The sequence below is a fragment of the Paenibacillus sp. FSL L8-0333 genome, assembly GCF_037965665.1.
GTDB classification, from domain to species: domain Bacteria; phylum Bacillota; class Bacilli; order Paenibacillales; family Paenibacillaceae; genus Paenibacillus_AQ; species Paenibacillus_AQ odorifer.
Genome location: NZ_CP150186.1, coordinates 4,933,532 through 4,955,493 on the forward strand (window position 1 = coordinate 4,933,532; position 21,962 = coordinate 4,955,493).

The following is a 21,962-nucleotide window of genomic DNA, read 5'->3' on the forward strand; positions in this document are numbered from 1 at the left end:
GACTGCACCCTTTAAAATACGTCATATCCAACAAAAAAAAGTCAACCAGAAATTCTGGCTGACCTTAAATGTAGTATATCCCCGAAATAAGCTGTTTATACAGCCTTATTCACATTACCGTACCATCATGAGGTTTACGCAAAGTAGATTGAATCTTTGGCGACTTCACTAGCTTTGGTTTGCCTAAAGAGGTTGTAAAGGTGATCACATAGCCGGCTACGACTACTGCCATCACTGTATACATCGTTTCTTTAACAGGCATATAAAAGAGTGATAGTGCCAGAACGATTACATCCATCATGATGAATACCGTACCTACTTTGATTCCCTTCCATTCACTAACCAGCAGCGACAAAATATCGTCTCCACCGCTAGCCCCGCCACTCCGCAGGATAATTCCCGCTCCTAAACCTGTCAGTACGCCGGACAAAAGAGCTGCTAATGCCAAATTGTCCTGCAAGTTGATGACCAAACCGGAATAACGTTCCATGAGACCATAGAAGATTGTAAAAGCTCCTACAGAAACAAAAGTGTTGCACACGAACGCTTTCCCTTTGAACATCCATGCTATCAAGAGTACTGGAACGTCTAGAAGCAGAGTTGAAATCGAAGGTGAAATTCCTAATACATATTTGCCAAGCAGCGATAATCCTACGAATCCGCCCTCTGACAAATGATTCTGAAAATTGATGTGATAATAAGTAAATGCAAGCAAAAATGTTCCAAACAAAATGACTGTCAATCGGAGCAGTACATTCACTCCGTAATTGTGGTTCCTCATACAGGTCTCCCCTTATCGTATATGGCGGCTAGACGTCCCACCAACCTCTACGACGGGTAAAACCGGAGGTATCGCTCCTTCGCATATATATACTCCTTCCCCTCGCAGAGGCGGTTCGTCAAGTAACAACGGTTTACGCACCTTCTACAGGGAAGCTAAGTATAAGACAGATCATAACGTTTCCAAATCGTCCTTTGGGGAATCGTCCTTCGGGGACACATGGTATCCTGATCCTTTCTCTAATTTGATAAGTTCTGTTTACATTATACCACGGAGCCACCCTACTCTAAACAGTTTGCCAGAAAAAAGCAGGAATCACTCTGTACTCCGCAGCAAACGGTTGATTGTTTCACGTCTTACACCGATCAATTGCCCTATTTCTTCCTGGGTCAATAACTCTGTTAGCGCTGCGCCATGAGAATAGTCATTAAACCAGCGGGTTAGCAATTCCATACGTTCTGCAGGTGTACCTACAGTAAGATGATCCAGCCGTGTCTGCATAAACCGTACCTTCTCCTGAAGCAGTCTGGCGATTTCCATCGCTTGACCAGGATCATCCCGCAGCTGTTGATACCATTCTGCTGATGGAACTGCCTCCACCTCGCTCTTCATCATCGCAACTGCCGTTCCATGCGCCTCCTTTGGCGAAATGAGTGAATGATGGGGAACCATCTCACCAGGATACAGGATGTTAAATAACACCATGTTCCCATTCTCATGAAGTCTTGTGACCTTGAACAGCCCGCTTTTTACCTTAAATAAAAAATCACAGCTGTCTCCTTGGCGGAACAAGACTTCCCCCTTATGTAATATCATCTCGCTCGCTCCTTTTCCTTCTGATTATATATATTTTCAATTATATAAAATTAAACCTCATTTATGGAGATAAATCTACCTATGGGCGAGGAAAGGGGTAGATTAAAGTCCATGCAAAAACTGCTGGACACCAGAATGAAAATTCTGGCACCCAGCAGTTCAATTTACTTATAAAGTTACTTTGCTTCAAGCGGTTTCTTCCATAATCCGAGCATCAATCCGGAGATGACCGAACCGATCAGAACAGCCAACAGGAACAACAGCGCGTGGCTTGAAAGGGCAGCTACAAAGATCCCGCCATGCGGAGCAGGCACGTTGATATTCCAAAGTTGTGTAAGACCTCCAGCAACGGCCGAACCAAGAATACAAGAGGTTAGGACACGAAGTGGGTCGGCTGCGGCGAATGGAATGGCCCCTTCCGTAATGAACGACAAGCCCAGCACATAGTTCGTTAAGCCTGATTTACGTTCTTCTTCCGTGAATTTATTCTTAAAGAAAGTAGAAGCCAGTGCTATTGCAAGTGGAGGCACCATCCCCCCGGCCATTACAGCAGCCATCATGAAGCCGTTGGTATTGCCACTGGTAGTGAATACACCGATGGCAAAAGTATAAGCAGCTTTATTGAAAGGTCCACCCATATCTATGGCCATCATGCCACCGAGAACCAGGCCCAGAATAACAGCATTAACAGTTCCAAGATCATTAAGCCAATCAATCAGTCCTACATTGATCCAGCTAAAGACCGGATCGAACAGGTAATACATCAATCCACCGGTAATTAGAAGCCCGAATACCGGGTATAACAGGATCGGCTTCAGTCCGTCAAGTGTTTTAGGCAGACCTGCAAATACTTTACGTAGTCCGATAATTACATAACCCGCCAAGAAACCAGCAGCCAGCCCGCCGAGGAACCCAGCGTTGGAATTCAAGGCCATGTAGCCCCCAACCATACCTGGCATCAGAGCCGGACGATCACCAATGCTAAGCGCTATAAATCCAGCAAGGACTGGAATTAGGAAATGGAAGGCACCATCTCCGCCACCGATTGTCTGCAGTAACTGGAACAGCGGATGATCTGCTCCACCTACTTGTTCAATCAGGAAGGAGATTGCTAGCAGAATACCGCCACCGACTACAAACGGAAGCATGTGGGAGATCCCATTCATTAAGTCCTTATATATTTTACTGCCGATACTGCCAGATTTCTCTTTAGACCCTTCGTCATTGCCACCGCGACCTTCATTGTGATAGATCGGCGCTTCCCCATTCATAGCTTTACGAATAAGCTCTTCCGACTTACGGATGCCATCACTTACCGGTCTTTGCAGTACAGGTTTACCGTCAAAACGGGCCATTTCCACCTTTTTATCAGCTGCAACAATTACACCGCTTGCACGCCGAATCTCATCAGGGGTGAGTACGTTTTTGGCCCCTTCTGAACCATTCGTCTCTACACGGATATTAACTCCCATTTCTAGAGCTTTTTTCTTAAGGGCATCTTCAGCCATAAAAGTGTGCGCAATGCCTGTAGGACAAGCAGTTACAGCTACGACAAAAGCTTGGGAATCCGGGTTGCCCACGATTACACGTTCAGGCTCTGACTTTGCGGCAGTTTCAGCAGCTTCGTTCTCTTTCTCCTTAGCTTCGCCTTCCGCCTGCTTGGCATCAAACAAAGCTGATACCTCATCCGGAGTCTGAGTATTCATAAGCTGTTCAATGAACTCGCTATCGATCAGTAGTCTGGACAATGAGGCCAGTGTACGAAGATGCACATTGCCTGCTCCTTCTGGAGCGGCAATCATAAAGAAGATACGTGCTGGCTCATCATCAAGGGATTCAAACTCCACTCCCTTTGCGCTCTTAGCAAATACAACCGTCGCTTCATTTACCGCTTTAGTCTTAGCGTGCGGCATCGCGATACCGCCACCAATCCCAGTACTGGATTGCTCTTCGCGCTTCAGAATCATCTCTTTAAAAAGGATCGGATCATTAATTCGGCCACTAGCAGCAAGACTTGCAATCAATTCATCAATTGCAGCTTCCTTAGTTGTAGCTTTTAGATCCATGATCATAGTTTCTTTTATCATTAAATCCGTTATTTTCATCATGTTCAACTCCCTTAAGTACTTTGAATGCTGTCGGCTTACACTTCTGAGATTTGGATCAGCGGTCTCAGCTGTTCAATGAATTCTCTGTCCGCTAAATCATCAGAGAATGCGGTTGCACTGCCCGAGGCAACGCCTGCACGGAACGCCTCCAACAAGTCTCCTGTCAAAGACAGTGTCCCTACAAAACCAGCGATCATGGAATCCCCTGCACCTACAGAATTTTTCACTTTACCTTTTGGTGCGTTGGCGTGGTATACCCCTTGCTCCGTAATGAACAAAGCCCCTTCACCCGCCATGGAAACCAGTACATGTTTCGCTCCTGAATCCAGCAGCTTGCGTCCATAAGTAATAATCTCTTCCCTCGTGTCTATTGTTACGCCGAATAGCTCTGCAAGCTCATGATGGTTCGGTTTAACCAGCAATGGCTGATACGCCAGCGCTTTTTGAAGTGCAGCACCAGTAGTGTCAATGACGAATTCCGCTCCACTCTGTTTGCACACAGATATAAGCTTGTCATAGAAATCTGCACCCAGTGATGGGGGAACGCTTCCCGACAAAATCACTACATCCTCCGCGTTCAGAGCAGCCAGCTTTTGCAATAGTGCGTCGGCTTCCGGAACAAGAATGGCGGGTCCAACACCGTTAATCTCCGTTTCTTCTCCATGCTTGAGCTTGATGTTAATCCGCGTATCATCAGAAACAAACACGAAATCGCTTGAAATTGATTCTTCGTGTAACCAATCCTCAATATATCGGCCGGTGAAGCCGCCAAGGAATCCCATAGCCTTATTCTGAACCCCAAGCTGTTTAAGCACTCGGGATACGTTAATCCCCTTCCCTCCGGGAAGCTTCAAATCACGTTTCATCCGGTTCAAGTCACCCAGTCTCAAATCTTCCACTTCCACGATATAATCAATGGAAGGATTAAGCGTTACAGTATAGATCATGATTATCCCTCAATTATGTTGGTTTTCTAAGCCATAGATTACCGATCAAAAATACGGCATCTGTAATTTCTCCAAACGATCACACGGTAATTCATAATTGCTTATCCTATATAGAATTTATACCAGCGTGAAATCCACACCCAATTGCGTGATCTCACGGATGAATTTGTCAGACGCTCCTGAATCTATAATGCAATGATCCATTTCCGTCACATCAGCAACCTTGCTAAAGGATACCTGCCCCAGCTTACTGTGATCTGCCAGTAGAATAACTTGCTTGGCGACTGCGATCATTTTGCGTTTTGTAGCTGCCTCTAACATGTTCGGGGTTGTGATGCCTTCCCGCAAATCCAGTCCATTAGTAGCAAGAAAAGTTTTATCCACTCTCACCATATCTAAGGAACGTTCTGTCATCGGTCCAACAAAAGCCATCGTATCCGGGCGAAGCATACCACCTGTAATTGAGACTTCGATATTGCGGCAATCCCGCAGCTCATTCAGCGCCATAATCGAGTTCGTAATGACTTTGATATTCGAAAAGTTCTTCAGCTCTCTGGCAATCTGCAGTGTTGTTGTTCCTGCATCAAGCAGTATAGCGTCACCCTCCTGAATCATCTCCACTGCTTTGCGGGCAATCCGTTGCTTCTCATCCAATAAATGATCTTCCTTATCAGGATAAGCCGCCTCAAAATTGACACTCTGCAAGGAAACTGCTCCGCCATGAGTACGCTTTAATAGCTTGGCTTCTTCCAGCTCCTTCAGATCACGGCGCACAGTAGACTCGGATACGCCCATTTCCTGACTTAGCTCCTGTACAGAAGCTCTTGAGTTTTTTTCCACAAAAAGCACGATTTTTTGTTTTCTCTCTTCCTCAAACATCATCGTGGCTCGCTCCTTTATGTGAGAGCGCGACCTGTACAATTCCTTGCGCTCATCTATGAATTTTCTTGACCGTTAATTGATTATATGTGACCGTTATTGATCGTTTGTGCTCGTTTATGATTTTAACAGCGTTTTCATCCTATGTAAAGTGCTAAAAAGAGACAGTGCAAAATTACATCCCAATTGCCTATCTCATATACGGCATTTATAACATATTAATAATACATACCGGGAAAAGCGGGTGATCAGAAATGGCCAATGGAAGAAACCGTGGGAGAAATAACGGTAACAGCAATGCTAATAAGAATGGGACCACCAATAACACTAATCCAGTGGAATCCGCAGAACTTAGCGCTGAGGATTATGAGATCATCGCAGCTGGACTTGTAGCATTAGGTGAGATTTTTTCCTTTTTATCTCTTGTTAAAGCAAGACAAGTTACCAAAGAAACTGGAGGCGAGGAGGTAGTTCCTGAAATCTTCACTTTATCCACTAGAAAATCTCATAAACGAAAATCAAGATAATCCACGAAAAAAGCAGCGAAGTAGTGATATACCCTTGTTATATTGCGATCTTTTTACTTGGCGTAACCTTTGTAACTAGAACCTCTATATGGGTATGCCAAGAACTACCTATAAGGAATTACCCGCTTTTGAATCAATACTTGTAAATTAGGGTTATTAAACTACATAGATATAAATTTGAATTTTGGGGGATGTTTTTATTGCCACAACAGAAGTATTTTCGGACAAGCCTTGCTATTATCGCCTTTTTACTGATTTTGTACTTAGGCTCCAAAGTAATGTTTCTCTTCGCGCCACTAGGTGCCATTTTCAAATTATTACTTGTTCCCATGATGTTATCAGGGTTTATGTACTACCTGCTGCGTCCGTTAGTAAGAATCCTAGAGAAAAGAAAATTAAACCGGGCGTTCTCCATCCTGCTCATTTATTTTCTGATTGCGGGCTTGTTCGTTCTCTTCTGGATTCTAGTCTGGCCGACACTGCAAGAACAAATTCAGAACTTTATTGATAACACTCCCTACCTCGTGCAAGGTTTGCAGGATCAGTTCAATGCATTGAGGGAGAATCCGACACTGTCACGTTTTTTCAAAGGGGATTCTGACGTCGCGGCCCGTTTATCAGAATTTCTTAGCGATACTATTACCTGGGTTACCAATTCCATGTCCAATTTGATTGGCGTTGTTTCCAGCATTGTAGTGTTAATCGCCACTTTGCCCATCATTCTGTACTACATGCTAAAAGATGACTATAAGCTATCGCCTAAACTTCAAGGCTTAATTCCGAGAAAATATCGGAAGGAAGGCCAAGAGATGCTTGGAGATATCGACAGCGCCTTAAGCAGCTTCATCGTCACACGTGTGGTGCTAAATGTCGTACTCGGTATTATGTTATATATAGGATTCCTTATCATCGGACTGCCTTACTCCCTGTTACTCGCCGTAATTTCAGTGCCTCTTAACTTCATTCCATATGTGGGTTCATTCTTAGCAGCGATTCCGGTAATAATAGTAGGTTTCATTGAATCACCGACGATGGCCATATGGTCTCTAGTCATAATTTTCATTGCCCAGCAGATCCAGGATAATGTACTCTCACCGATTATTTACGGAAAATCATTGGATGTTCATCCACTGACTACGGTCATCCTTGTCCTTATAGGTGGAGACTTCTACGGTATTATCGGAGTTCTTATTGCGCTCCCTGTTTATATGATTATAAAAATTGTTTTCCTGCGCGTGTATGAGATTATTATTGCAGACCGTAAAGATGAAGCTGAGCCTATCAAAAAAGAGGAGCTATAACGGTTGTGATCTACTTCGTGAACGGGCGGAGCTTAACTATAAAATAAAAAAGGGTACGTCTCCAATCACTCGGAGTCGTACCCTTTTTTATTCTTTACAGGTTCCTGAAATCACCCTCGTAAAGAACGAACTACAAAGATGTGATTGCCCTTCATCAGGTTTTGGCCGTTCTGAAGTGTAACTGAACCTTTCGTATGTGAGGTAATAATCGTATTAAAGGCAATAAGCTGATCCTCTTTCCAGACGCTGACCGCCGATTTAAAATACACTGCATTGTCAAATTGCTGCCGATCCCTCATCACATAACCCACGGAATGGAGAACTGGAGGCAGAGCTCTTTCTTTTGGAGCCAGAGCCTTAATAACAACAATATCCCGAAACGGCACAGCAATTTCCTGATGGCCAATGACCGCCACCGATGCGGAAAGGTCCCATTTGCGCAGGATTCCCTTCATAATGGTATAAGGTTTCTCTCCGCAGTACATTATAACGGGTTTACCTACCCAATGCTTCATAGCTACCTCCCCTTCGCATCACTCCATAAATTATAAGTCCGGAATGAACCAATCTATTCCTTCCATACCCTGCGACTCTAGAAATTGACTGGCCTTCGAGAACGGACGACTGCCAAAGAATCCACGATGCGACGAGAGAGGGCTTGGATGAGGTGATTGCAGCACCTTATGCCGGCTTTGGTCGATGAAAGCACCTTTTTTCTGCGCATGACTCCCCCATAATATAAATACCATGGGCGTAGTTCTTTCATTCAGCTTTTGCATTATGGTGTCTGTGAATGTCTCCCAGCCCAGACCTTTATGTGAACCCGCCTCACCCTCACGTACCGTCAGTACGGTGTTCAGCAACAACACTCCCTGCTCTGCTAAGTGCAATAAAGAGCCGTGGTTCGGAACAGGCACACCGACGTCCTCCTTCAGCTCTGCATAAATATTGCGCAGTGACGGAGGGATACGTACCCCCGGATTGACAGAGAAGCTTAGTCCGTGAGCTTGTCCGGGACCATGATAAGGATCTTGACCTAAAATAACTACACGAGTCTCCTTATAAGGCGTTAGTTTTAATGCTGTGAACAATAATTCTTTTGGCGGATAAACGGTATGTTCCTTATATTCTTCTGTTAGTACATCCATTAATTTTAAAAAATAAGGCTTTTGCATTTCATCCTGCAATACCTCATCCCAATCGTTGCCAAACATCCCCAAACTCCTCCTTTAACCGAAACCATAGCGATATAGTTTTTTATTTCCGACCATAATCCGCTTTGATCTCGCCCCACTCTTTTGTGTGCCACTTGAGCACCTTATTGTCATATGTATTGGTTTGCAACCAACGCTCTGCCCGATCAATAAGCACCCAAATTTCCTCTGTTGAAGAATCGCGCGGCAAGGTTGTTGCCACCTTCTTCTGCTTCACCCACTTCATTGCATTTACAGAATCACTGTAAACCGTTTTATCGCTTCCCTCTTTCTTCAACAACGCCAAGGCATGGACAATCGCTAAAAATTCACCTAAATTATTAGTGCCCTTTTTGATCGGACCACAGGAGAAAATGATATCTCCCGTTTGTGTATCTACACCCTTATATTCAACAGGCCCCGGATTACCACGAGTCCCCACATCTACTGAAATACTGTTGTAATCAATCTCCTCAGAGTTCTCTACTGTAGCACTGCGTTTAAAAGAACTTGTCCCCTTAGACTTTGCTGCACCAGCTGCACCAGCTGCCCCTGTTCCCCAATTCCCCTTCCAGCCCGCTTTATATGCCGCATCAGCTGCTGCTTTGGATTCATAGGATTTATATTTTGCACCGGTATAATGATCTGTCTGTGCCTGGCATTCTGCCCAAGTGCTATAGACTCCCGGTTGTTTACCTTCCCAGACTACATAATATTTCTGCTTGGCCATGGATAATGCTCCTTTTCTACTGCCTGTACTTATTGTAATCCATATTGCTCGTGAATTCATCGGATAAATCACATTTTTCAGGTCATACTATACGCCAGAGATGTCCAGGCCTATATTACCATTTGTAGATTGATTGGTAAATTACTAACTAATCACTCTATAGTAAGCTCGAAGGATATCAGTACAATTACTTAGGGAGGTTATACAGATGAGAAAGATAGCAAGTGTTGCTGCGGTATTTGCTTTTGTGTTAATGGTCGGATGTGGAAATGCAACAGATAATGCTAATAATGCTACTGCAACAAGCACTCCTGAGAACACAAATAACGCGGGTACCACTAATAATGCAGGCACCGCTAATAATCAAAATAACACCACAGATGCTGTAACCTCAGCTTCCGTAGTAGATAATGAAGAAGCCTTCAAACGCGCCATCAGTCCAGAGGGAACCTGGATTGCTGCCACACTTAAAGACTTAACCTTCACCGAAGATCTCGTCGTGGATGGAGAATTCATGAATAAAGAGGAACCCGCCAGAAAAATTGCTCTATACACACAAGATGCGGATCACAACATCACCAACTCCTTCAAACTGACTGCTCCAAAATTGACCATCAAGAGTAAAAACGCCCGTATTCAAGGCGGCACTTTTATTGGAGATGTATACGTAGAAGCGGATGGTTTTACCCTGGTGAACGCAACCGTTGAAGGCAATGTCTACTTCGCAAACGATCAATATAAATCCACCTTTAATTCATCCGATCAAGGAAAAGTAACTGGTGTTACAGAAGTGAAAAAATAAGCTTCAACCCCAAAAAGGTGATCTGAAGTCGTTAAGACTTGAGACCACCTTTTTTATATACATTTTTATTCTTGATAAAAACCATCTTTGAAAAAATTGTACCATCCCTCGACGGTTTCGATTGGGAAACCCTCTAACTTCTTCATAACTTCCCTTGCAAATTCTAAAGCAGCCGTACCATTAGCAGTAATGATATGTTCACTCGAAACTGCCTGTTTTTCTATATAATTTGCATCTCCTTTATAATTAGGAGCGTTTTGTTTTAAATAATCCAATGAATTTCCGGTATGCGGTATGTTGTCTAAATAGCCATGTTCAGCCAAAAAAGTTGTAGCGTCACATATAGCGGCAATAGGTACACTCTCCTGCAAACATTTTTCAATCACTGGAGTAATAGCTGAATTATCTTTCCAGCCTGTGCCACCGATTAAAATTAACATTTCATACTGAACAGGTAAACTGTCTAAAGTATAGTCAGGTACAACAGTAAATCCACCCATAGATTTGACATTGTCGCTAGTTAAAGCAACTGTGCTTACTTTAAATTCACTCTCCGGCTTATTTAGTTCGGCACTAATATATCCGCTTTCCCAATCAGCGTAGCCATTGGATAGAAAGATCAAAACTTCTTTTTTCATATATTAGCACTCCCTTTAAGTTCTAACGTCACTTCCGCCACTTCTCGCCCATTTACCAGCAGCACAATCCGGTGCTCTCCTGGATAATGACGCCGAGTTGTTAAATCAGCCCAACGATGTGTCCGTTTACCTGACAGAATTGTACCTCCAGGTACGGTCTTATCCGATAACAAAAAAGATTTACGAGAGGTTCGACCTGCCGCTTTCACGAAATAGATTCCGTATTCAATCCGAATCCGTGCCGGAGCTCCCTCACGAACTTGAAGCTTATACTGTAATTCAGAGCTCTCGCCAATGGTCAGGATAGAAGGTTCCAATAGAATTGAAGCACTCGTTATAAGTGGAGTAGCTCCGTCTGTCTGCTCTGCGTATCCGAATAAAGCCATAATCTCTGGCTCAGCTTTACGAATCAAAGAACGGCAGCCGTGCCGCACAATCCAGTCTGTATCGGGATGTGTTCCCTTCCAGCGCCGAGCGGTATCGAGCACCACTTCCGGATGATCCTTCGCAATATCATTCAAATTATTAGCGACACTTTTACGCACATACAGGGATGTATCCGCCTTAAGCTGCTCAAGTACAGGTAATACCGGAGCTGGGTCAAGCTTGAACATGGGGAGCGCCTGTCCCCAAGGCAAACGAGGCCGACAGCCTTCACTAGCCAGCCTACGTACATGCTCATCAGGGTGCTTCGCCCATATCTGCATTTGAGCCATCATCCGCTCTGGTTCCCGAAAAAGAAACGGCCTAACTGCAAATTCAGCCGATGATTTCGTTGTGAATCTTTCCAGCGCCTGCATAGACAACTCCCAATGTTCGTCTCCTTGGCCATATACCTCAACGAAATCCGGAAAAATTAAATACGGAAATCCTACACATTCCTCAGCAATGGCGAATAGGATAGCCAGCGCTTCCTCATAAGGAAGCTGTAAGTGGCTGCCCAACGTCTCGGTGATCCGCCGCATTCTTGCCTTCAGCTCAAGCGTATCCCACGGTTCAGTCATGGCTGAGCTTACAAATGCCTCAGTATCGAAGACACTATGTACGCCACGAATCTTTTCGGCGAACTCACGCAGAAATTGTTCATTGTACATTGCTTTTAAAGGTTCAGCCATTCGATAATCCCTCATTTTCATCTTTAGATCAGCAAACGTGATTCTGTCAGGAAATCGTAGCACACCCAATTTGACAACAGTATGTCAACTTTGGCAGCTAAGAATTAATTAGTACCTTTACCTCTTCAATCCCTTGTTGGGCTCGACTGTTTAACGCACGTTTATCTTTAAGGTTATGTTCTTTAAGTTCGTGTCCAGGATCAATGACCAGCGGCTGTGAGATTACATCCTCGAGGATTTGAACAGCAACCTTACATCCTTGAAATAACAGTTCTTTTGTGATCACTTGATTATGAGAACGAATGATTTCAAGCATTTTTTCCGCATAAATCAGTCTAACCAAACTATCGGCGCTCATAATATTCCGCGAAGCAAAAGAAGCCACTTTTTCCACAATCCAGCTATCCTGATAATTCCGCGAGATGGATTCCAGTATCGTAATCGCATCCCAGTCCCGTATCGACAACTGCTTGACGTGCTCCGTGGCCCATTCCTGCAGCCATTCCAGCTCCACTTCTCTTGGAATTTCAAAACTCTTGTACTCCTTAAGCACTCCTGCTTTATGCATATTTAAAAAATGACCCAAAAACTGAATGTACAGCTCCTTGGCTCTTTGTGTCTGTTCCGTCATCTGGCAATCATCCTTTCATTATCCAAATCATATCCATTCCCCGGTTTCTTTTCAAATTAAAAAGATAAAAAAGGACAGGTAGCGAAATCATCGCAATACCTGCCCTTTAATAACTTCGGGTTATGGTAAATAGTTTGCTTCAACCGGAGGGTTTTTCTCCACTATTTTCAATTCTAGACCTCCGAATCTCTTCGCCAGCTTGTTATATACCAGCGCTACAAGCATACCCACCAATCCATAAATGAGTATCAAAATAACCGGCATAATCAAATAAGGGATACCCATAACAACCATAAACGTCTCTTTAATGATAAGCCCGATCACCACCATCCCTAAACCTACTATAAACAATAGCAGTGTAGGAATGATCATAAAATAGATAGTCGTTTTAAAAAAACTCTTTTTGTTAATTTCCAGCACTTCATAGTCTTTCATTATGTAATCCCCTTAATTTATTTAGAGTGGTAAAATTCCCCTCTTTGTTTCATTAAAGATGATCTTAAATACAATTTCAACCAAATTTCTCATATTTTCGACTTTTACCAAAGAATTCTTCCTAAAACTCAACGATAAATCATGGTAAAATAACTCCTATGGTTTAATATATCATCATGTACAAGATGTCACCGGAGGGAATAACATGCCACAAACACTAGTGAAAAACATTGATTTTTTTATAGCTGCCTTATCCCAAACCTATATTTCTGCGCTACAGCTTGATCCTGATGGAATGTATTCAGAGGTTGCTTCAGGAATTGTTGAACTGTTCTCTGATGAACAAGTACGGCTGAGAAGATATGACGGATCAGTATCCCATTATGCAAGAGACAATACCAAATTTCAGCGATGACAAAAGGACGTGAACTGGAAAAAGGTCATTGTGAATGATCCTCTTCCAGCTCACGTCCTTACTCACTCTGCACACAACTAATCTAGCACGATCCATTCGCCTTCAGCATCCGCTGACTTCATTTCTGCTTCCACGATTCTTAGAGACTCCGCTGTACTCTCTGGCGTACAAATAATGATAGGCTTATCCTGGATAATGACATTCAGAAAATATACAAGCTCTCTATAGTAGCCAACATCCGGCGAAAGTTCCGCTATATAGCCTGCCCTGTCATTCGGATTGACCTTGACCTCGCTGCCGTCAAACACTATATTTCCTCGTTCAAAATTAACCCGATACCCCATGTAAAACCCAAAATCACCTTCCAGCGTCCAATCCACCTGAGCATTAATTACTTTTGCATCCTTATAAAAATAGTGAGTCGATGCGATATCATATCCGCTTCCCGGAAGGATATTACGTCCTAAGGATGATACTTTATCCGGTCTGCCGAACAGATAGTTAATCATATCCGTATCGTGAATATGCATATCCATAATGCCTCCACCGCTTAGTGTCTCATCCAGAAACCAATCCTTAGGAGCACCAGATCCCCTGTAAAAATACCCTTCCGTGACCTGACCGAACTGCCCGCTCTCTATCACTTCTTTTAAATACTCATACCCCGGCCAAAAACGGAGACAATGTCCGATCATCAGTTTTTTCCCACAGCGGACTGCCGTCTCCACCATTTTCAGCGCTTGTGCGGAAGTTCTGGCCATCGGTTTCTCACAAAATACATGATATCCACGTTCCAGCAGCGAACAAGTCATTTCCGCATGCAGATAAGTAGGAACCGCAATGTCGATCATATCCAGTTCCTCACTGGCTATCATTTTCTCCAGATCATCGTATAGATTGTAAGCTGACAAATCATAGACTTCCTGGGCAGTGCTCATATTCCCGGCTGCTTTTCCATCCTTTAATTCCTCAATTCGCAAATCACAGATGGCTTTAAGGGCAATGGGCTGCCCCTCTTCCGTTAAGCGCACATAATTATCAAAATGCATCCGGCCCATAAATCCAAAACCGATCAAACCTATTTTCAACATCGTGAAGTCTCCTTTACTAAAAATATGGCACTTAACGTATCCGTATCCAGGTACCTTCCTGATCAGCCGATTGGATTTCAGCCTCAATGATTTCTATGGATTGGGCCGCACTTTCGGGCATACATAGAGTCACTGGCTCATCGTTCTGAATGACTTTTAAGAAATATACCAACTCTCTGTAATATCCGGTATGCGAAGAAAGCTTCGCAATGAACCCCGGTTGACAATTAGGATTCACCTTAACTTCCGCGCCATCGAAGACTACATTCCCCCGTTCAAAATTAATCCGATAGCCCATGTAAAAACCAAAGTCGCCTTCCAGTGTCCAGTCCGCTTGGGCATTGACCACTTTTCCATCCTGATAAAAATAATGAGTGGAGACGATATCATAGCCACTTCCCGGTAAAACCTTCCGCCCAAGCGTTGACACTTTATCCGGTTTTCCGAATAAGTGATGGATGATGTCCGTATCGTGTACATGCATATCCAGCATACAGCCACCACTTAGCTCATCATTGACCAGCCACCCTTTAGGAGCACCGGAACCCCGGTAAAAATAAGCCTCTGTCACTTCACCGAACTCACCGCTAGCTATGATCCCCTTCAAATATTCATATCCCGGCCAGAAGCGAAGACAATGGCCAATCAGCAATTTTTTTCCGCTGCTTTGCGCCGCCGCTACCATCTTCCAAGCTTCTGCGGAATGTCTCGCCATCGGCTTTTCACAGAACACATGATACCCTCGTTCCAGCAGCGAACAAGCCATTTCAGCATGCAAGTACGTAGGTACCGCAAGGCTAATAGCATCTAGTTCTTCTTTTTCGAGCATATGCTCCAAATTCTCATAAAAATTGTAAGGGGATAAATCATATACCTCGTGGGCCGTGTTCATATTCCCCGCGGATTTAGTATGTTTAAGGACTTCAATCTGCGGGTCACAAATGGCAACCAGAGAAATCGGATGGCCGTCTTCCTGCAATTGAACATACTGATCAAAGTTCATTCGGCCCATAAATCCAAAGCCCACCAGCCCCACTCTGAGCACAGCCTTCACCTCTCTTAAACTTAGTAACTAGTGCGTCCTAAAATAGCATCCATCGCTGCAGAAGTATTAAAAATGATTTGCTCCGAATAATGCGTATATGGCGGTATCATTTCACCAGTAACATAATTGCTGTAGCCGATCTCTTGCAGTGCTTCCATAACAGCAGGATAATCCACATCCCCAGCAAGTAGATCAACAAATCCATGAAGTCCTCCGGCTGCCCGGCGGTAATCTTTGAAATGCACCTTCTTGATTCTATGGCCTAGAATCCGTATCCACTGCTCTGGATAACCAGAATGAACGATATTCCCTACATCCAGATAGGAACCTACATAATTGGAGCCTACAGCATCTATAAAAGAACGTAATTCAAGCGGAGACAGCAGGAATTTATTCCACACATTTTCAATCCCAATAGAAACACCCGCCATTTTAGCATCCTGAGCTAGATCACTGATCGCCTTCAAGGCTCGATCATAAGCTTTTTCATAATCGATTACTTCACAGCCCTCAATAAAATCGACACCAACCGCACCAGGAATGACAAGAATCGTATCTACGCCAAGTGTTGCTGCCAGCTCCAATTGTTTTTTACATACATCGATAGCCTTCGTCCGGTTCGCCGCGGATTCACTTGTCATGGCATATGACCAATATAGTCCTGTCGCCAGTCCTGCAATTTCTAACCCCATCTCCTGAATGGAATTTCTGATCTTAATAGCTTCTTTCTCAGTGGTTTGCAGGCCAAGTTCACCCGATTCATTCAAAGACAATTCAATTCCATCGAACCCCGCCGCTTTAGCCAGACGTGCACATTCTTCGATCTCAGTACCTTCACGAAACGACCAAATGTTTATTCCCTTTTTCATCTGAATCCTCCTCAAATTTGTTATTTTCCGTCTTTTAAGATCCTGCCCTAAATACCCTTATATCCTTGATTTATTTATATTATAATAGATTGTAAGTTAGATTTATTTAGGTGAACAAGAGATTTTTTGCACGATTCCGGTCTATTTGAAAAAATCATTTTATACTGTATGGGAGGTTTATTCGTGGCTGAAAAAGAACCCCGTTATCCCCTGAGAAAACAGGTCCCTTCCCGGGAGTGGTCACCTGGCATTCACTACGCACAATTCCAAACCCTCTCACCTTGCCTCTTTCCAAGAAGAAGATTGTATGATTTCGAGCTGCTATATGTTCGCCAGGGGAAATTATCAACAAAAATGGATACGGAGGAATATATCCTGAATTCAGGACAACTGATATTCCTTTCTTCCGGGGTATATCATCAGAATGCGATTGTGTCAGATTCGGAAACCAAACTCATTGGGATCCATTTTGATTTTTTTGGGGAATCGATTATTACAAGCGATGAAGACATGCTGGTCAATGAGGAGGAGGTTATGGCCGAGAAGTTTGCCTTGGAAGCTGTGACCGCTCCTTTTATGCCATTGTCACAGGAGCCCATTTATACCCCGCCACCCGAATGTATTCATGCGATGGAACAGCTCGTGCATGAATTTACGATGCGGCCTGCCGGTTATGAATGGGTCTGTCGGGGGTTACTGCTCGGCATCCTAACCTCGCTGCTCCGAACACAAAGCTCCCGAAATGCAGCCAAATCTTCCGTTCATACCGGGCGGATCAGAGCTTTAATCGACGAGATGGATTCAAAGCTAGCAGACCGCTGGAGTAATAAATTCATGGCTGGTGCCATGAATATGCATGAAGACCATTTCTCCAAGCTATTTCGTGAGGTGGCTGGCATGCCTCCTGGTGAATATCTCCGTTCCATCCGGCATCGGGAAGCACGCAAGCTGCTGCGCGAAACGGATTGGCCGATTGAACAGGTCGGTGATAACGTTGGTTATCCTGATATCCATTATTTCAGCAGGGTATTTACCGCGAATGAGGGGATTTCTCCGCGGGCTTATCGCAAGTTGTCCCGGATACTCTAGATACGGAAACCCCAGAATATCTCAATCCAAGTGAGAAAAACCTGCCAAAAACATTGAGGGGGATGGATCATCTGCTTTGTATGATACCTGTGGGGGCCGATAAACAATATACATTGTACGGTGAGATGTGCAATATGCGGGGCGGCGAACGTTCGTGTTTTCTGCGTTAATGCAGTATGCGGGGACGGCTCTAAAACTAATTAGGGAAAAACTCCCTGAAAATAATCAATATTCGCTCTAAATGAACGAAATCAGGGAATTCCTCCCTAATAATAAGAGGAATTTCTATAATTGCTATCAAATCAGCTAAACTTTAGGGAGATTTTCCCTGATTATTAGTCTGATGACCAAAAATCCCGGAATTTCAGGGAGAAATTCCCCAATCACTCCATCGAAGCGGTACAATTCAGGAAAGTTGGAGATAACAGCGGCCGGAAGTCTAATTATTCGCCGTAGTTACGGCTGACTCCTAATGTGTGATCTCAAATTGAAACCACACACTTTCCATCCCACCCAACTCTATTTCTTGGATCACGGCATTGTCCATCAGGATCGTCGTCTTTTGGATCTCGGAAGTGTTATTTACGGCACAATATCGACCCGTCTCAGGATACGCATGACATTCAACATTCGGATTCACTGAGAACCATGAATACAACTGCTCCTCTTGATGTGCAGCCCAAAAGATCGCTCGGCTGAGTAGTCTGGTATTCTGAATACTGTACGGAAGTCCAGCGATATAAACGCCCCGACCCTGACCAAATGAATTCACGGCAAGATTGCAGCTGCCTTGGTGCACATCCAATATTTCTGCTCCGGCCTCCGCTTGATAAACCATGGTCATCCCTTCACCATAATCGATCTCACCTTCCAGATCTTCCGTTATGAAATGATCCTGCACAGGCGTTACCTTGGGCTTATTGATGCTTGCTGTAAATCCAATCTCCTTCTGAACCCCTAGAATATCCGCTAGTTGAAAAAGAACCCCTTGATGTTCATAAGCTGATGGATCACCAATCCCAATAAAACCGCCCCCTTGATCCACCCACTCACGAAGTGTTGCCACAACTTGCGGATCGCTCCATTGATCTCCACCGCTCCAAGAGGTATGGACATCACCCGCGTTAATAATCACACCGATACTAGGATCAATCCCACTTAACCTGATGTCATCAAAGCTTATAAACTCAATGTCGAACGGCAAGCCCGCCAATGACTCTAATGCCCCTATGTAGGAATAACATCTTTGATTCCATAAAGAATGAGCCACTTGATGTGTCTGCCAGCTTCGAAGGGAACCCCAGGTATTCAGAACCGCTACTTTAAAAGGAGCTTTAAAAGGCTGTGTCCCTTCTGCATTAGCATGAATCCCTTTGAACTGCGTCGCAATCTCTGTCACATGATCAATAAAATCCGGGAATTGATGCGCTAGACTCAAATATCCGCCATACCCCATCCTGCCAACTGGTTTGCGCATGAGCGCACGCCGGCATTTGATCCAGATCGGCATGGACTCTCCGACAGGGTCTCCCCCTTCAAAAAAGACATCTGGAAAGAAATAAGGATAGAAACGTGCCTCGGTATCCTTAATAGGTATATCCGCAATCATACGGGTTGTAACGCCATCTCCTGCTGCCCCAACCACTGCGTCGAGCCCGATCTCCGGAAAATATTTGCCATAAGGCTCTGTGCCCGCCCAGTGATCCCCAAAAAACATAATCGCTTTCTTCCCGAAATCATGCACCATATCTACACATTGTTTGGCATAACCTGCGATGAATTTCTGATTGAAGTCCATCCAGTCCAGATATCTTTGGGTCGGGTTCTTAAATGGTGTGTTATATCGCCCCTGATCCACAAAATCTTCTGCAGTCAATCGGTACCCATAAGCTTGTTCGAATTGCTCTAACGCAAGTGGACTTACACAACTGAGATAGCCAAACCAATTCACTTGTTTCTCCTTACCTTCCTTGTTAAAAATCAAATCAAAATTATAAAAGAAGGTAGTAAAACGTACGATATCTGTCTTGGGATGTTTCTTCAGCCAATCTTCCAGCACCCTCAATACATGTTTTTGAGCCTCGGGATAACGAATATCCAACGGTAAACGATGCTCCTCATCCCAATCATTCGTGATGTGGTTGTACATGGAGACCGGCTCCCATTTCTGGTAGGCCAAGAAACTGACCGTATATTTGTGAAATTGTACCGCCTGCTCAAATGTGACAATCCCCTCTGCATAACTCCAACATTCAGAAGGTAATACTTCTCCTGTAGTCCGGTTTACAACCTGCCAATATTTTTTTATATCCACATCTGTGTTAGGAATAAATTGATCGGCAAAAAAATCAGCCATAATATCGATAGTCTTCACCTTTGAAGTTACTATTACTGGAGCAGTCATCAGATAGATCTGCTGTCTATATTGCGGATGTTGCTTCGCCCACTCATTGTCCTCACGGACGAGACAAAGCGTTGAATAAATTTGCAGACCCATATCGAGAATGTCCTGCGATAGATTCGTGCCATCACTGTCACGTACAGCATCTACACCCCATCTTTCGACGAGATCGGCTATGACCTCTTCCATCCCTGTTTCACCAGGCAGTGTAAATCTTCCTTTGTCCACGTAACTTCCCTCCATGTCTTTGTTGTTCAGCCCTTAATCCCGCCTGCGCTTATTCCTTGGAGCAATTGCTTTTGTCCTATCACATATAAAAGAATCGTTGGAATCAGCACTAGGATCAGCGCGGCAAAAAGTGCACTCCAATCTGTAGCATAACGTTGAACCTCAAAAAGATTGGCTAAACCTACTGGCAATGTTTTTTTGCTATCACTTTGAATTAAGACCAACGCCAGCGGATACTCATTCCAAAAGCCCATCGCTGCCAGCATACAGACCGTCACAATACCCGGTTTAGCAAGCGGCGCAACAATTCTGACGAGCACTCCCGTGTTGCCACAACCGTCAATCTTAGCGGCTTCTTCATAATCTCTAGGGATGGACCGCAGAAATCCACTTAATACAAAGATGGCAAAGGGAAACTGCAGAACAGCATAGATTAAACTGAGCATCCCGCGATTGTCCAACATCCCGAACGAATTCACCTGAAGAAATAGAGGAACCATAATGTAGGAGGCTTGCAGAAAAATACAGGCCATATAAAGGTTAAGGATTAGTTTGGAGCCCCAAAACTTAAATCTCGTTAAGACATAAGCCATAGGAACCACAAAAATAACTAGAATCGCCGTGGATAACACCACAAGAAAGATAGAGTTCAGGAAATAACTCCCCATCTTGGATTTCTGAAAAGCGCGTACATAGTTATCAAAGTGTAAGGCTTGTGGTAAGGAGAAGGGGTCGGTTAGAAATTCCGTATTGCTTTTAAATGAAGCTAAGAGATTCCATACAAACGGATATAACAAAACAATGGTGGCTACAATCAGAAACAGCCGCGTGATCCAGTTGGCAATATTCATTTTTATAAGACTCTGTTGATTGCTCGTCATCCTTCTCCCCTACCCTTCTGCTCGATTTGTAAGTAGTCTGGACAGAAAAGAAAGCACAAAGGCGAACACCAGCGTAAAAATAGCAATAGCCATGGCATAACCAAAGTTCGCATTTTGGAAAGCTTGCGTGTACATGTAGTGGAGTAAAACAGTAGTTCCACCTGCCGGACCACCGCCAGTCATTACAGTTACAACTATAAAACTTAAATTGATCGTACCTGCCAGGGACAACACAAACGTAATGCCAATAATATCTTTTAGCAGAGGGATCGTAATGCTGGTAAGCTTCCGGAAATATCCCGCACCATCAATAGTCGCCGATTCAAACACATCCGCAGAAATCCCGTCAATCGCAGCGATATACATGACCATATAATAACCAACCGCTTGCCAGATCAGTGTAACGGCTACACACCACAATGCTGTTCGGCTATCTCCAAGCCAAGGTCTGCTCAGTTGATCTAATCCGATGCTCTCCAGAATATTATTCAAAATGCCCATGTTGGGATGAAACACAAAGGACCAGATAATTCCGACTACCGTCAAAGAGATGATACTAGGGAAAAAGAATACGGTTCGGTAAAATCCTCTTTCCTTCAGCTTTGTCTGCGTTAATAGAAAAGCGAGCACCAGCCCAAAAATCAACGTAATCACTGGCACAACCAGCATCAGTTTAAATGTATTGCTCAGCGCTTTGAGGAACATCTCATCTTGAAACATATATTTATAGTTATCCAAAAAGATAAACTTGTTCTCATCACTCATCCCGGTGGCATCCGTAAAAGACATAAAAAATGCCCGAAAGGTTGGAATAATCATAAATACGAGGGTTAACAAGAGCGTAGGAATCGTGCATACCGCTATGAATAGCTTAGGATTTCTGGTTTTCGCTGTCCTAATCTTTGATTTTCTCTGTCTAGGAGCTACTTCTGCCAGCTGCATTTCAGACATCTTTCTCACTCCTCTTCATACAAAATGCATCCCGTTCATAGATAACCTTATCCATTCCTAACAGGATGCATTTGCATGAGATACTATAG

Annotated in this window: 23 protein-coding genes; 5 read left to right on the forward strand and 18 right to left on the reverse strand. The window is 43.9% G+C overall.

All coding sequences use genetic code 11. The annotated features are described in order from the left end of the window. Nucleotides 1-109: 109 nt before the first annotated feature. The 5 genes from NYE72_RS22150 to NYE72_RS22170 all read right to left on the reverse strand — a co-directional run bounded on the left by NYE72_RS22150 (nt 110) and on the right by NYE72_RS22170 (nt 5,534). Nucleotides 110-781 (reverse strand): YitT family protein, encoded by a 672-nt coding sequence (locus tag NYE72_RS22150; RefSeq protein WP_036682994.1) that lies wholly within the window; start codon nt 779-781, stop codon nt 110-112. Between the two features lie 315 nt (nt 782-1,096). Next, nucleotides 1,097-1,597 carry a Crp/Fnr family transcriptional regulator gene (locus NYE72_RS22155; RefSeq protein WP_036682996.1) on the reverse strand — a complete coding sequence of 167 codons (501 nt, stop codon included), beginning with the start codon at nt 1,595-1,597 and terminating at the stop codon, nt 1,097-1,099. 176 nt (nt 1,598-1,773) lie between these two features. Then, complete coding sequence (locus NYE72_RS22160) at nt 1,774-3,702, reverse strand: fructose-specific PTS transporter subunit EIIC (protein WP_036682998.1); 1,929 nt, start codon at nt 3,700-3,702, stop codon at nt 1,774-1,776. 38 nt (nt 3,703-3,740) lie between these two features. Beyond that, entirely contained in the window at nt 3,741-4,652 is a 912-nt protein-coding gene (gene pfkB / locus NYE72_RS22165; protein WP_036683000.1) for a 1-phosphofructokinase, read from the reverse strand. A 117-nt stretch (nt 4,653-4,769) separates the two neighbouring features. After that, nucleotides 4,770-5,534, reverse strand: coding sequence for a DeoR/GlpR family DNA-binding transcription regulator (locus NYE72_RS22170; RefSeq protein ID WP_305953507.1), 765 nt, complete (start codon nt 5,532-5,534; stop codon nt 4,770-4,772). Nucleotides 5,535-5,785: 251 nt separating this feature from the next. Between NYE72_RS22170 and NYE72_RS22175 the strand changes: the two genes are divergently transcribed. Together NYE72_RS22175 and NYE72_RS22180 are read left to right on the forward strand one after the other, a co-directional pair. Next, entirely contained in the window at nt 5,786-6,058 is a 273-nt protein-coding gene (locus NYE72_RS22175; RefSeq protein ID WP_036683002.1) for a hypothetical protein, read from the forward strand. Between the two features lie 191 nt (nt 6,059-6,249). Next, the gene (locus tag NYE72_RS22180) at nt 6,250-7,359 is read left to right on the forward strand and encodes an AI-2E family transporter (protein WP_036683003.1); all 1,110 of its coding nucleotides are present in this window, start codon (nt 6,250-6,252) and stop codon (nt 7,357-7,359) included. 110 nt (nt 7,360-7,469) lie between these two features. Here NYE72_RS22180 and NYE72_RS22185 read toward each other — a convergent pair whose 3' ends face one another. The 3 genes from NYE72_RS22185 to NYE72_RS22195 are packed head-to-tail and all read right to left on the reverse strand — an operon-like array spanning nt 7,470 to nt 9,282. After that, nucleotides 7,470-7,874 (reverse strand): hypothetical protein, encoded by a 405-nt coding sequence (locus NYE72_RS22185; RefSeq protein WP_036683006.1) that lies wholly within the window; start codon nt 7,872-7,874, stop codon nt 7,470-7,472. A gap of 30 nt (nt 7,875-7,904) precedes the next feature. Then, a complete protein-coding gene (gene ung / locus NYE72_RS22190) occupies nt 7,905-8,573 on the reverse strand; it encodes a uracil-DNA glycosylase (protein WP_339210401.1) in 669 nt (222 codons plus the stop codon). A 43-nt stretch (nt 8,574-8,616) separates the two neighbouring features. Beyond that, the gene (locus NYE72_RS22195; RefSeq protein WP_036683011.1) at nt 8,617-9,282 is read right to left on the reverse strand and encodes a ribonuclease H family protein; all 666 of its coding nucleotides are present in this window, start codon (nt 9,280-9,282) and stop codon (nt 8,617-8,619) included. A 208-nt stretch (nt 9,283-9,490) separates the two neighbouring features. On the opposite strand from NYE72_RS22195, the gene NYE72_RS22200 reads away from it, so the two are divergent. Further along, a complete protein-coding gene (locus NYE72_RS22200; RefSeq protein ID WP_036683014.1) occupies nt 9,491-10,084 on the forward strand; it encodes a hypothetical protein in 594 nt (197 codons plus the stop codon). Nucleotides 10,085-10,149: 65 nt separating this feature from the next. On the opposite strand, the gene NYE72_RS22205 is transcribed toward NYE72_RS22200, so the two are convergent. From NYE72_RS22205 to NYE72_RS22220, 4 genes are all read right to left on the reverse strand, one after another. Then, entirely contained in the window at nt 10,150-10,722 is a 573-nt protein-coding gene (locus NYE72_RS22205; protein ID WP_076146745.1) for a type 1 glutamine amidotransferase family protein, read from the reverse strand. Next, nucleotides 10,719-11,837 carry a hypothetical protein gene (locus NYE72_RS22210; protein WP_339210404.1) on the reverse strand — a complete coding sequence of 373 codons (1,119 nt, stop codon included), beginning with the start codon at nt 11,835-11,837 and terminating at the stop codon, nt 10,719-10,721. The genes NYE72_RS22205 and NYE72_RS22210 overlap by 4 nt, the downstream gene beginning before the upstream one ends. Before the next feature lie 97 nt (nt 11,838-11,934). Then, a complete protein-coding gene (locus tag NYE72_RS22215) occupies nt 11,935-12,468 on the reverse strand; it encodes a hypothetical protein (protein WP_036683019.1) in 534 nt (177 codons plus the stop codon). A 120-nt stretch (nt 12,469-12,588) separates the two neighbouring features. Next, nucleotides 12,589-12,903: a hypothetical protein gene (locus tag NYE72_RS22220; RefSeq protein WP_036683022.1), complete on the reverse strand. Its 315-nt coding sequence runs from the start codon at nt 12,901-12,903 to the stop codon at nt 12,589-12,591. Between the two features lie 205 nt (nt 12,904-13,108). Here NYE72_RS22220 and NYE72_RS22225 point away from each other — a divergent pair, with 205 nt between their 5' ends. Continuing rightward, on the forward strand, nt 13,109-13,318 hold the full coding sequence (locus NYE72_RS22225) for a hypothetical protein (protein WP_036683023.1): 210 nt from the start codon (nt 13,109-13,111) through the stop codon (nt 13,316-13,318). A 77-nt stretch (nt 13,319-13,395) separates the two neighbouring features. On the opposite strand, the gene NYE72_RS22230 is transcribed toward NYE72_RS22225, so the two are convergent. The 3 genes from NYE72_RS22230 to NYE72_RS22240 are packed head-to-tail and all read right to left on the reverse strand — an operon-like array spanning nt 13,396 to nt 16,323. Beyond that, nucleotides 13,396-14,409: a Gfo/Idh/MocA family oxidoreductase gene (locus NYE72_RS22230; RefSeq protein WP_339210406.1), complete on the reverse strand. Its 1,014-nt coding sequence runs from the start codon at nt 14,407-14,409 to the stop codon at nt 13,396-13,398. 31 nt (nt 14,410-14,440) lie between these two features. Next, nucleotides 14,441-15,454 (reverse strand): Gfo/Idh/MocA family oxidoreductase, encoded by a 1,014-nt coding sequence (locus tag NYE72_RS22235; RefSeq protein ID WP_038572595.1) that lies wholly within the window; start codon nt 15,452-15,454, stop codon nt 14,441-14,443. A 20-nt stretch (nt 15,455-15,474) separates the two neighbouring features. Then, complete coding sequence (locus tag NYE72_RS22240; protein WP_036683033.1) at nt 15,475-16,323, reverse strand: sugar phosphate isomerase/epimerase family protein; 849 nt, start codon at nt 16,321-16,323, stop codon at nt 15,475-15,477. A gap of 183 nt (nt 16,324-16,506) precedes the next feature. Here NYE72_RS22240 and NYE72_RS22245 point away from each other — a divergent pair, with 183 nt between their 5' ends. Then, nucleotides 16,507-17,412 (forward strand): AraC family transcriptional regulator, encoded by a 906-nt coding sequence (locus NYE72_RS22245; RefSeq protein WP_076098612.1) that lies wholly within the window; start codon nt 16,507-16,509, stop codon nt 17,410-17,412. A gap of 469 nt (nt 17,413-17,881) precedes the next feature. Here NYE72_RS22245 and gnpA read toward each other — a convergent pair whose 3' ends face one another. Genes gnpA through NYE72_RS22260 form a run of 3 tightly spaced genes read right to left on the reverse strand, consistent with a single transcriptional unit; the run spans nt 17,882 to nt 21,873 of the window. Next, on the reverse strand, nt 17,882-20,041 hold the full coding sequence (gene gnpA / locus NYE72_RS22250; RefSeq protein WP_200870218.1) for a 1,3-beta-galactosyl-N-acetylhexosamine phosphorylase: 2,160 nt from the start codon (nt 20,039-20,041) through the stop codon (nt 17,882-17,884). A 26-nt stretch (nt 20,042-20,067) separates the two neighbouring features. Then, nucleotides 20,068-20,922: a carbohydrate ABC transporter permease gene (locus tag NYE72_RS22255; RefSeq protein WP_051491266.1), complete on the reverse strand. Its 855-nt coding sequence runs from the start codon at nt 20,920-20,922 to the stop codon at nt 20,068-20,070. Nucleotides 20,923-20,931: 9 nt separating this feature from the next. Further along, on the reverse strand, nt 20,932-21,873 hold the full coding sequence (locus NYE72_RS22260; RefSeq protein WP_235219487.1) for a sugar ABC transporter permease: 942 nt from the start codon (nt 21,871-21,873) through the stop codon (nt 20,932-20,934). Nucleotides 21,874-21,962 lie beyond the last annotated feature (89 nt).

What these genes read in the sequence shown, in the direction of transcription:
- NYE72_RS22215 (WP_036683019.1), bottom strand. Translation starts at nt 12,468, where the DNA reads ATGACGGAACAGACACAAAGAGCCAAGGAGCTGTACATTCAGTTTTTG.
- NYE72_RS22175 (WP_036683002.1), top strand. Translation starts at nt 5,786, where the DNA reads ATGGCCAATGGAAGAAACCGTGGGAGAAATAACGGTAACAGCAATGCT.
- pfkB (WP_036683000.1), bottom strand. Translation starts at nt 4,652, where the DNA reads ATGATCTATACTGTAACGCTTAATCCTTCCATTGATTATATCGTGGAA.
- NYE72_RS22185 (WP_036683006.1), bottom strand. Translation starts at nt 7,874, where the DNA reads ATGAAGCATTGGGTAGGTAAACCCGTTATAATGTACTGCGGAGAGAAA.
- ung (WP_339210401.1), bottom strand. Translation starts at nt 8,573, where the DNA reads ATGTTTGGCAACGATTGGGATGAGGTATTGCAGGATGAAATGCAAAAG.
- NYE72_RS22255 (WP_051491266.1), bottom strand. Translation starts at nt 20,922, where the DNA reads ATGACGAGCAATCAACAGAGTCTTATAAAAATGAATATTGCCAACTGG.
- NYE72_RS22200 (WP_036683014.1), top strand. Translation starts at nt 9,491, where the DNA reads ATGAGAAAGATAGCAAGTGTTGCTGCGGTATTTGCTTTTGTGTTAATG.
- NYE72_RS22150 (WP_036682994.1), bottom strand. Translation starts at nt 781, where the DNA reads ATGAGGAACCACAATTACGGAGTGAATGTACTGCTCCGATTGACAGTC.
- NYE72_RS22225 (WP_036683023.1), top strand. Translation starts at nt 13,109, where the DNA reads ATGCCACAAACACTAGTGAAAAACATTGATTTTTTTATAGCTGCCTTA.
- NYE72_RS22240 (WP_036683033.1), bottom strand. Translation starts at nt 16,323, where the DNA reads ATGAAAAAGGGAATAAACATTTGGTCGTTTCGTGAAGGTACTGAGATC.
- NYE72_RS22260 (WP_235219487.1), bottom strand. Translation starts at nt 21,873, where the DNA reads ATGTCTGAAATGCAGCTGGCAGAAGTAGCTCCTAGACAGAGAAAATCA.
- NYE72_RS22210 (WP_339210404.1), bottom strand. Translation starts at nt 11,837, where the DNA reads ATGGCTGAACCTTTAAAAGCAATGTACAATGAACAATTTCTGCGTGAG.
- NYE72_RS22155 (WP_036682996.1), bottom strand. Translation starts at nt 1,597, where the DNA reads ATGATATTACATAAGGGGGAAGTCTTGTTCCGCCAAGGAGACAGCTGT.
- NYE72_RS22170 (WP_305953507.1), bottom strand. Translation starts at nt 5,534, where the DNA reads ATGATGTTTGAGGAAGAGAGAAAACAAAAAATCGTGCTTTTTGTGGAA.
- NYE72_RS22230 (WP_339210406.1), bottom strand. Translation starts at nt 14,409, where the DNA reads ATGTTGAAAATAGGTTTGATCGGTTTTGGATTTATGGGCCGGATGCAT.
- NYE72_RS22195 (WP_036683011.1), bottom strand. Translation starts at nt 9,282, where the DNA reads ATGGCCAAGCAGAAATATTATGTAGTCTGGGAAGGTAAACAACCGGGA.
- NYE72_RS22205 (WP_076146745.1), bottom strand. Translation starts at nt 10,722, where the DNA reads ATGAAAAAAGAAGTTTTGATCTTTCTATCCAATGGCTACGCTGATTGG.
- NYE72_RS22160 (WP_036682998.1), bottom strand. Translation starts at nt 3,702, where the DNA reads ATGAAAATAACGGATTTAATGATAAAAGAAACTATGATCATGGATCTA.
- NYE72_RS22220 (WP_036683022.1), bottom strand. Translation starts at nt 12,903, where the DNA reads ATGAAAGACTATGAAGTGCTGGAAATTAACAAAAAGAGTTTTTTTAAA.
- NYE72_RS22180 (WP_036683003.1), top strand. Translation starts at nt 6,250, where the DNA reads ATGTTTTTATTGCCACAACAGAAGTATTTTCGGACAAGCCTTGCTATT.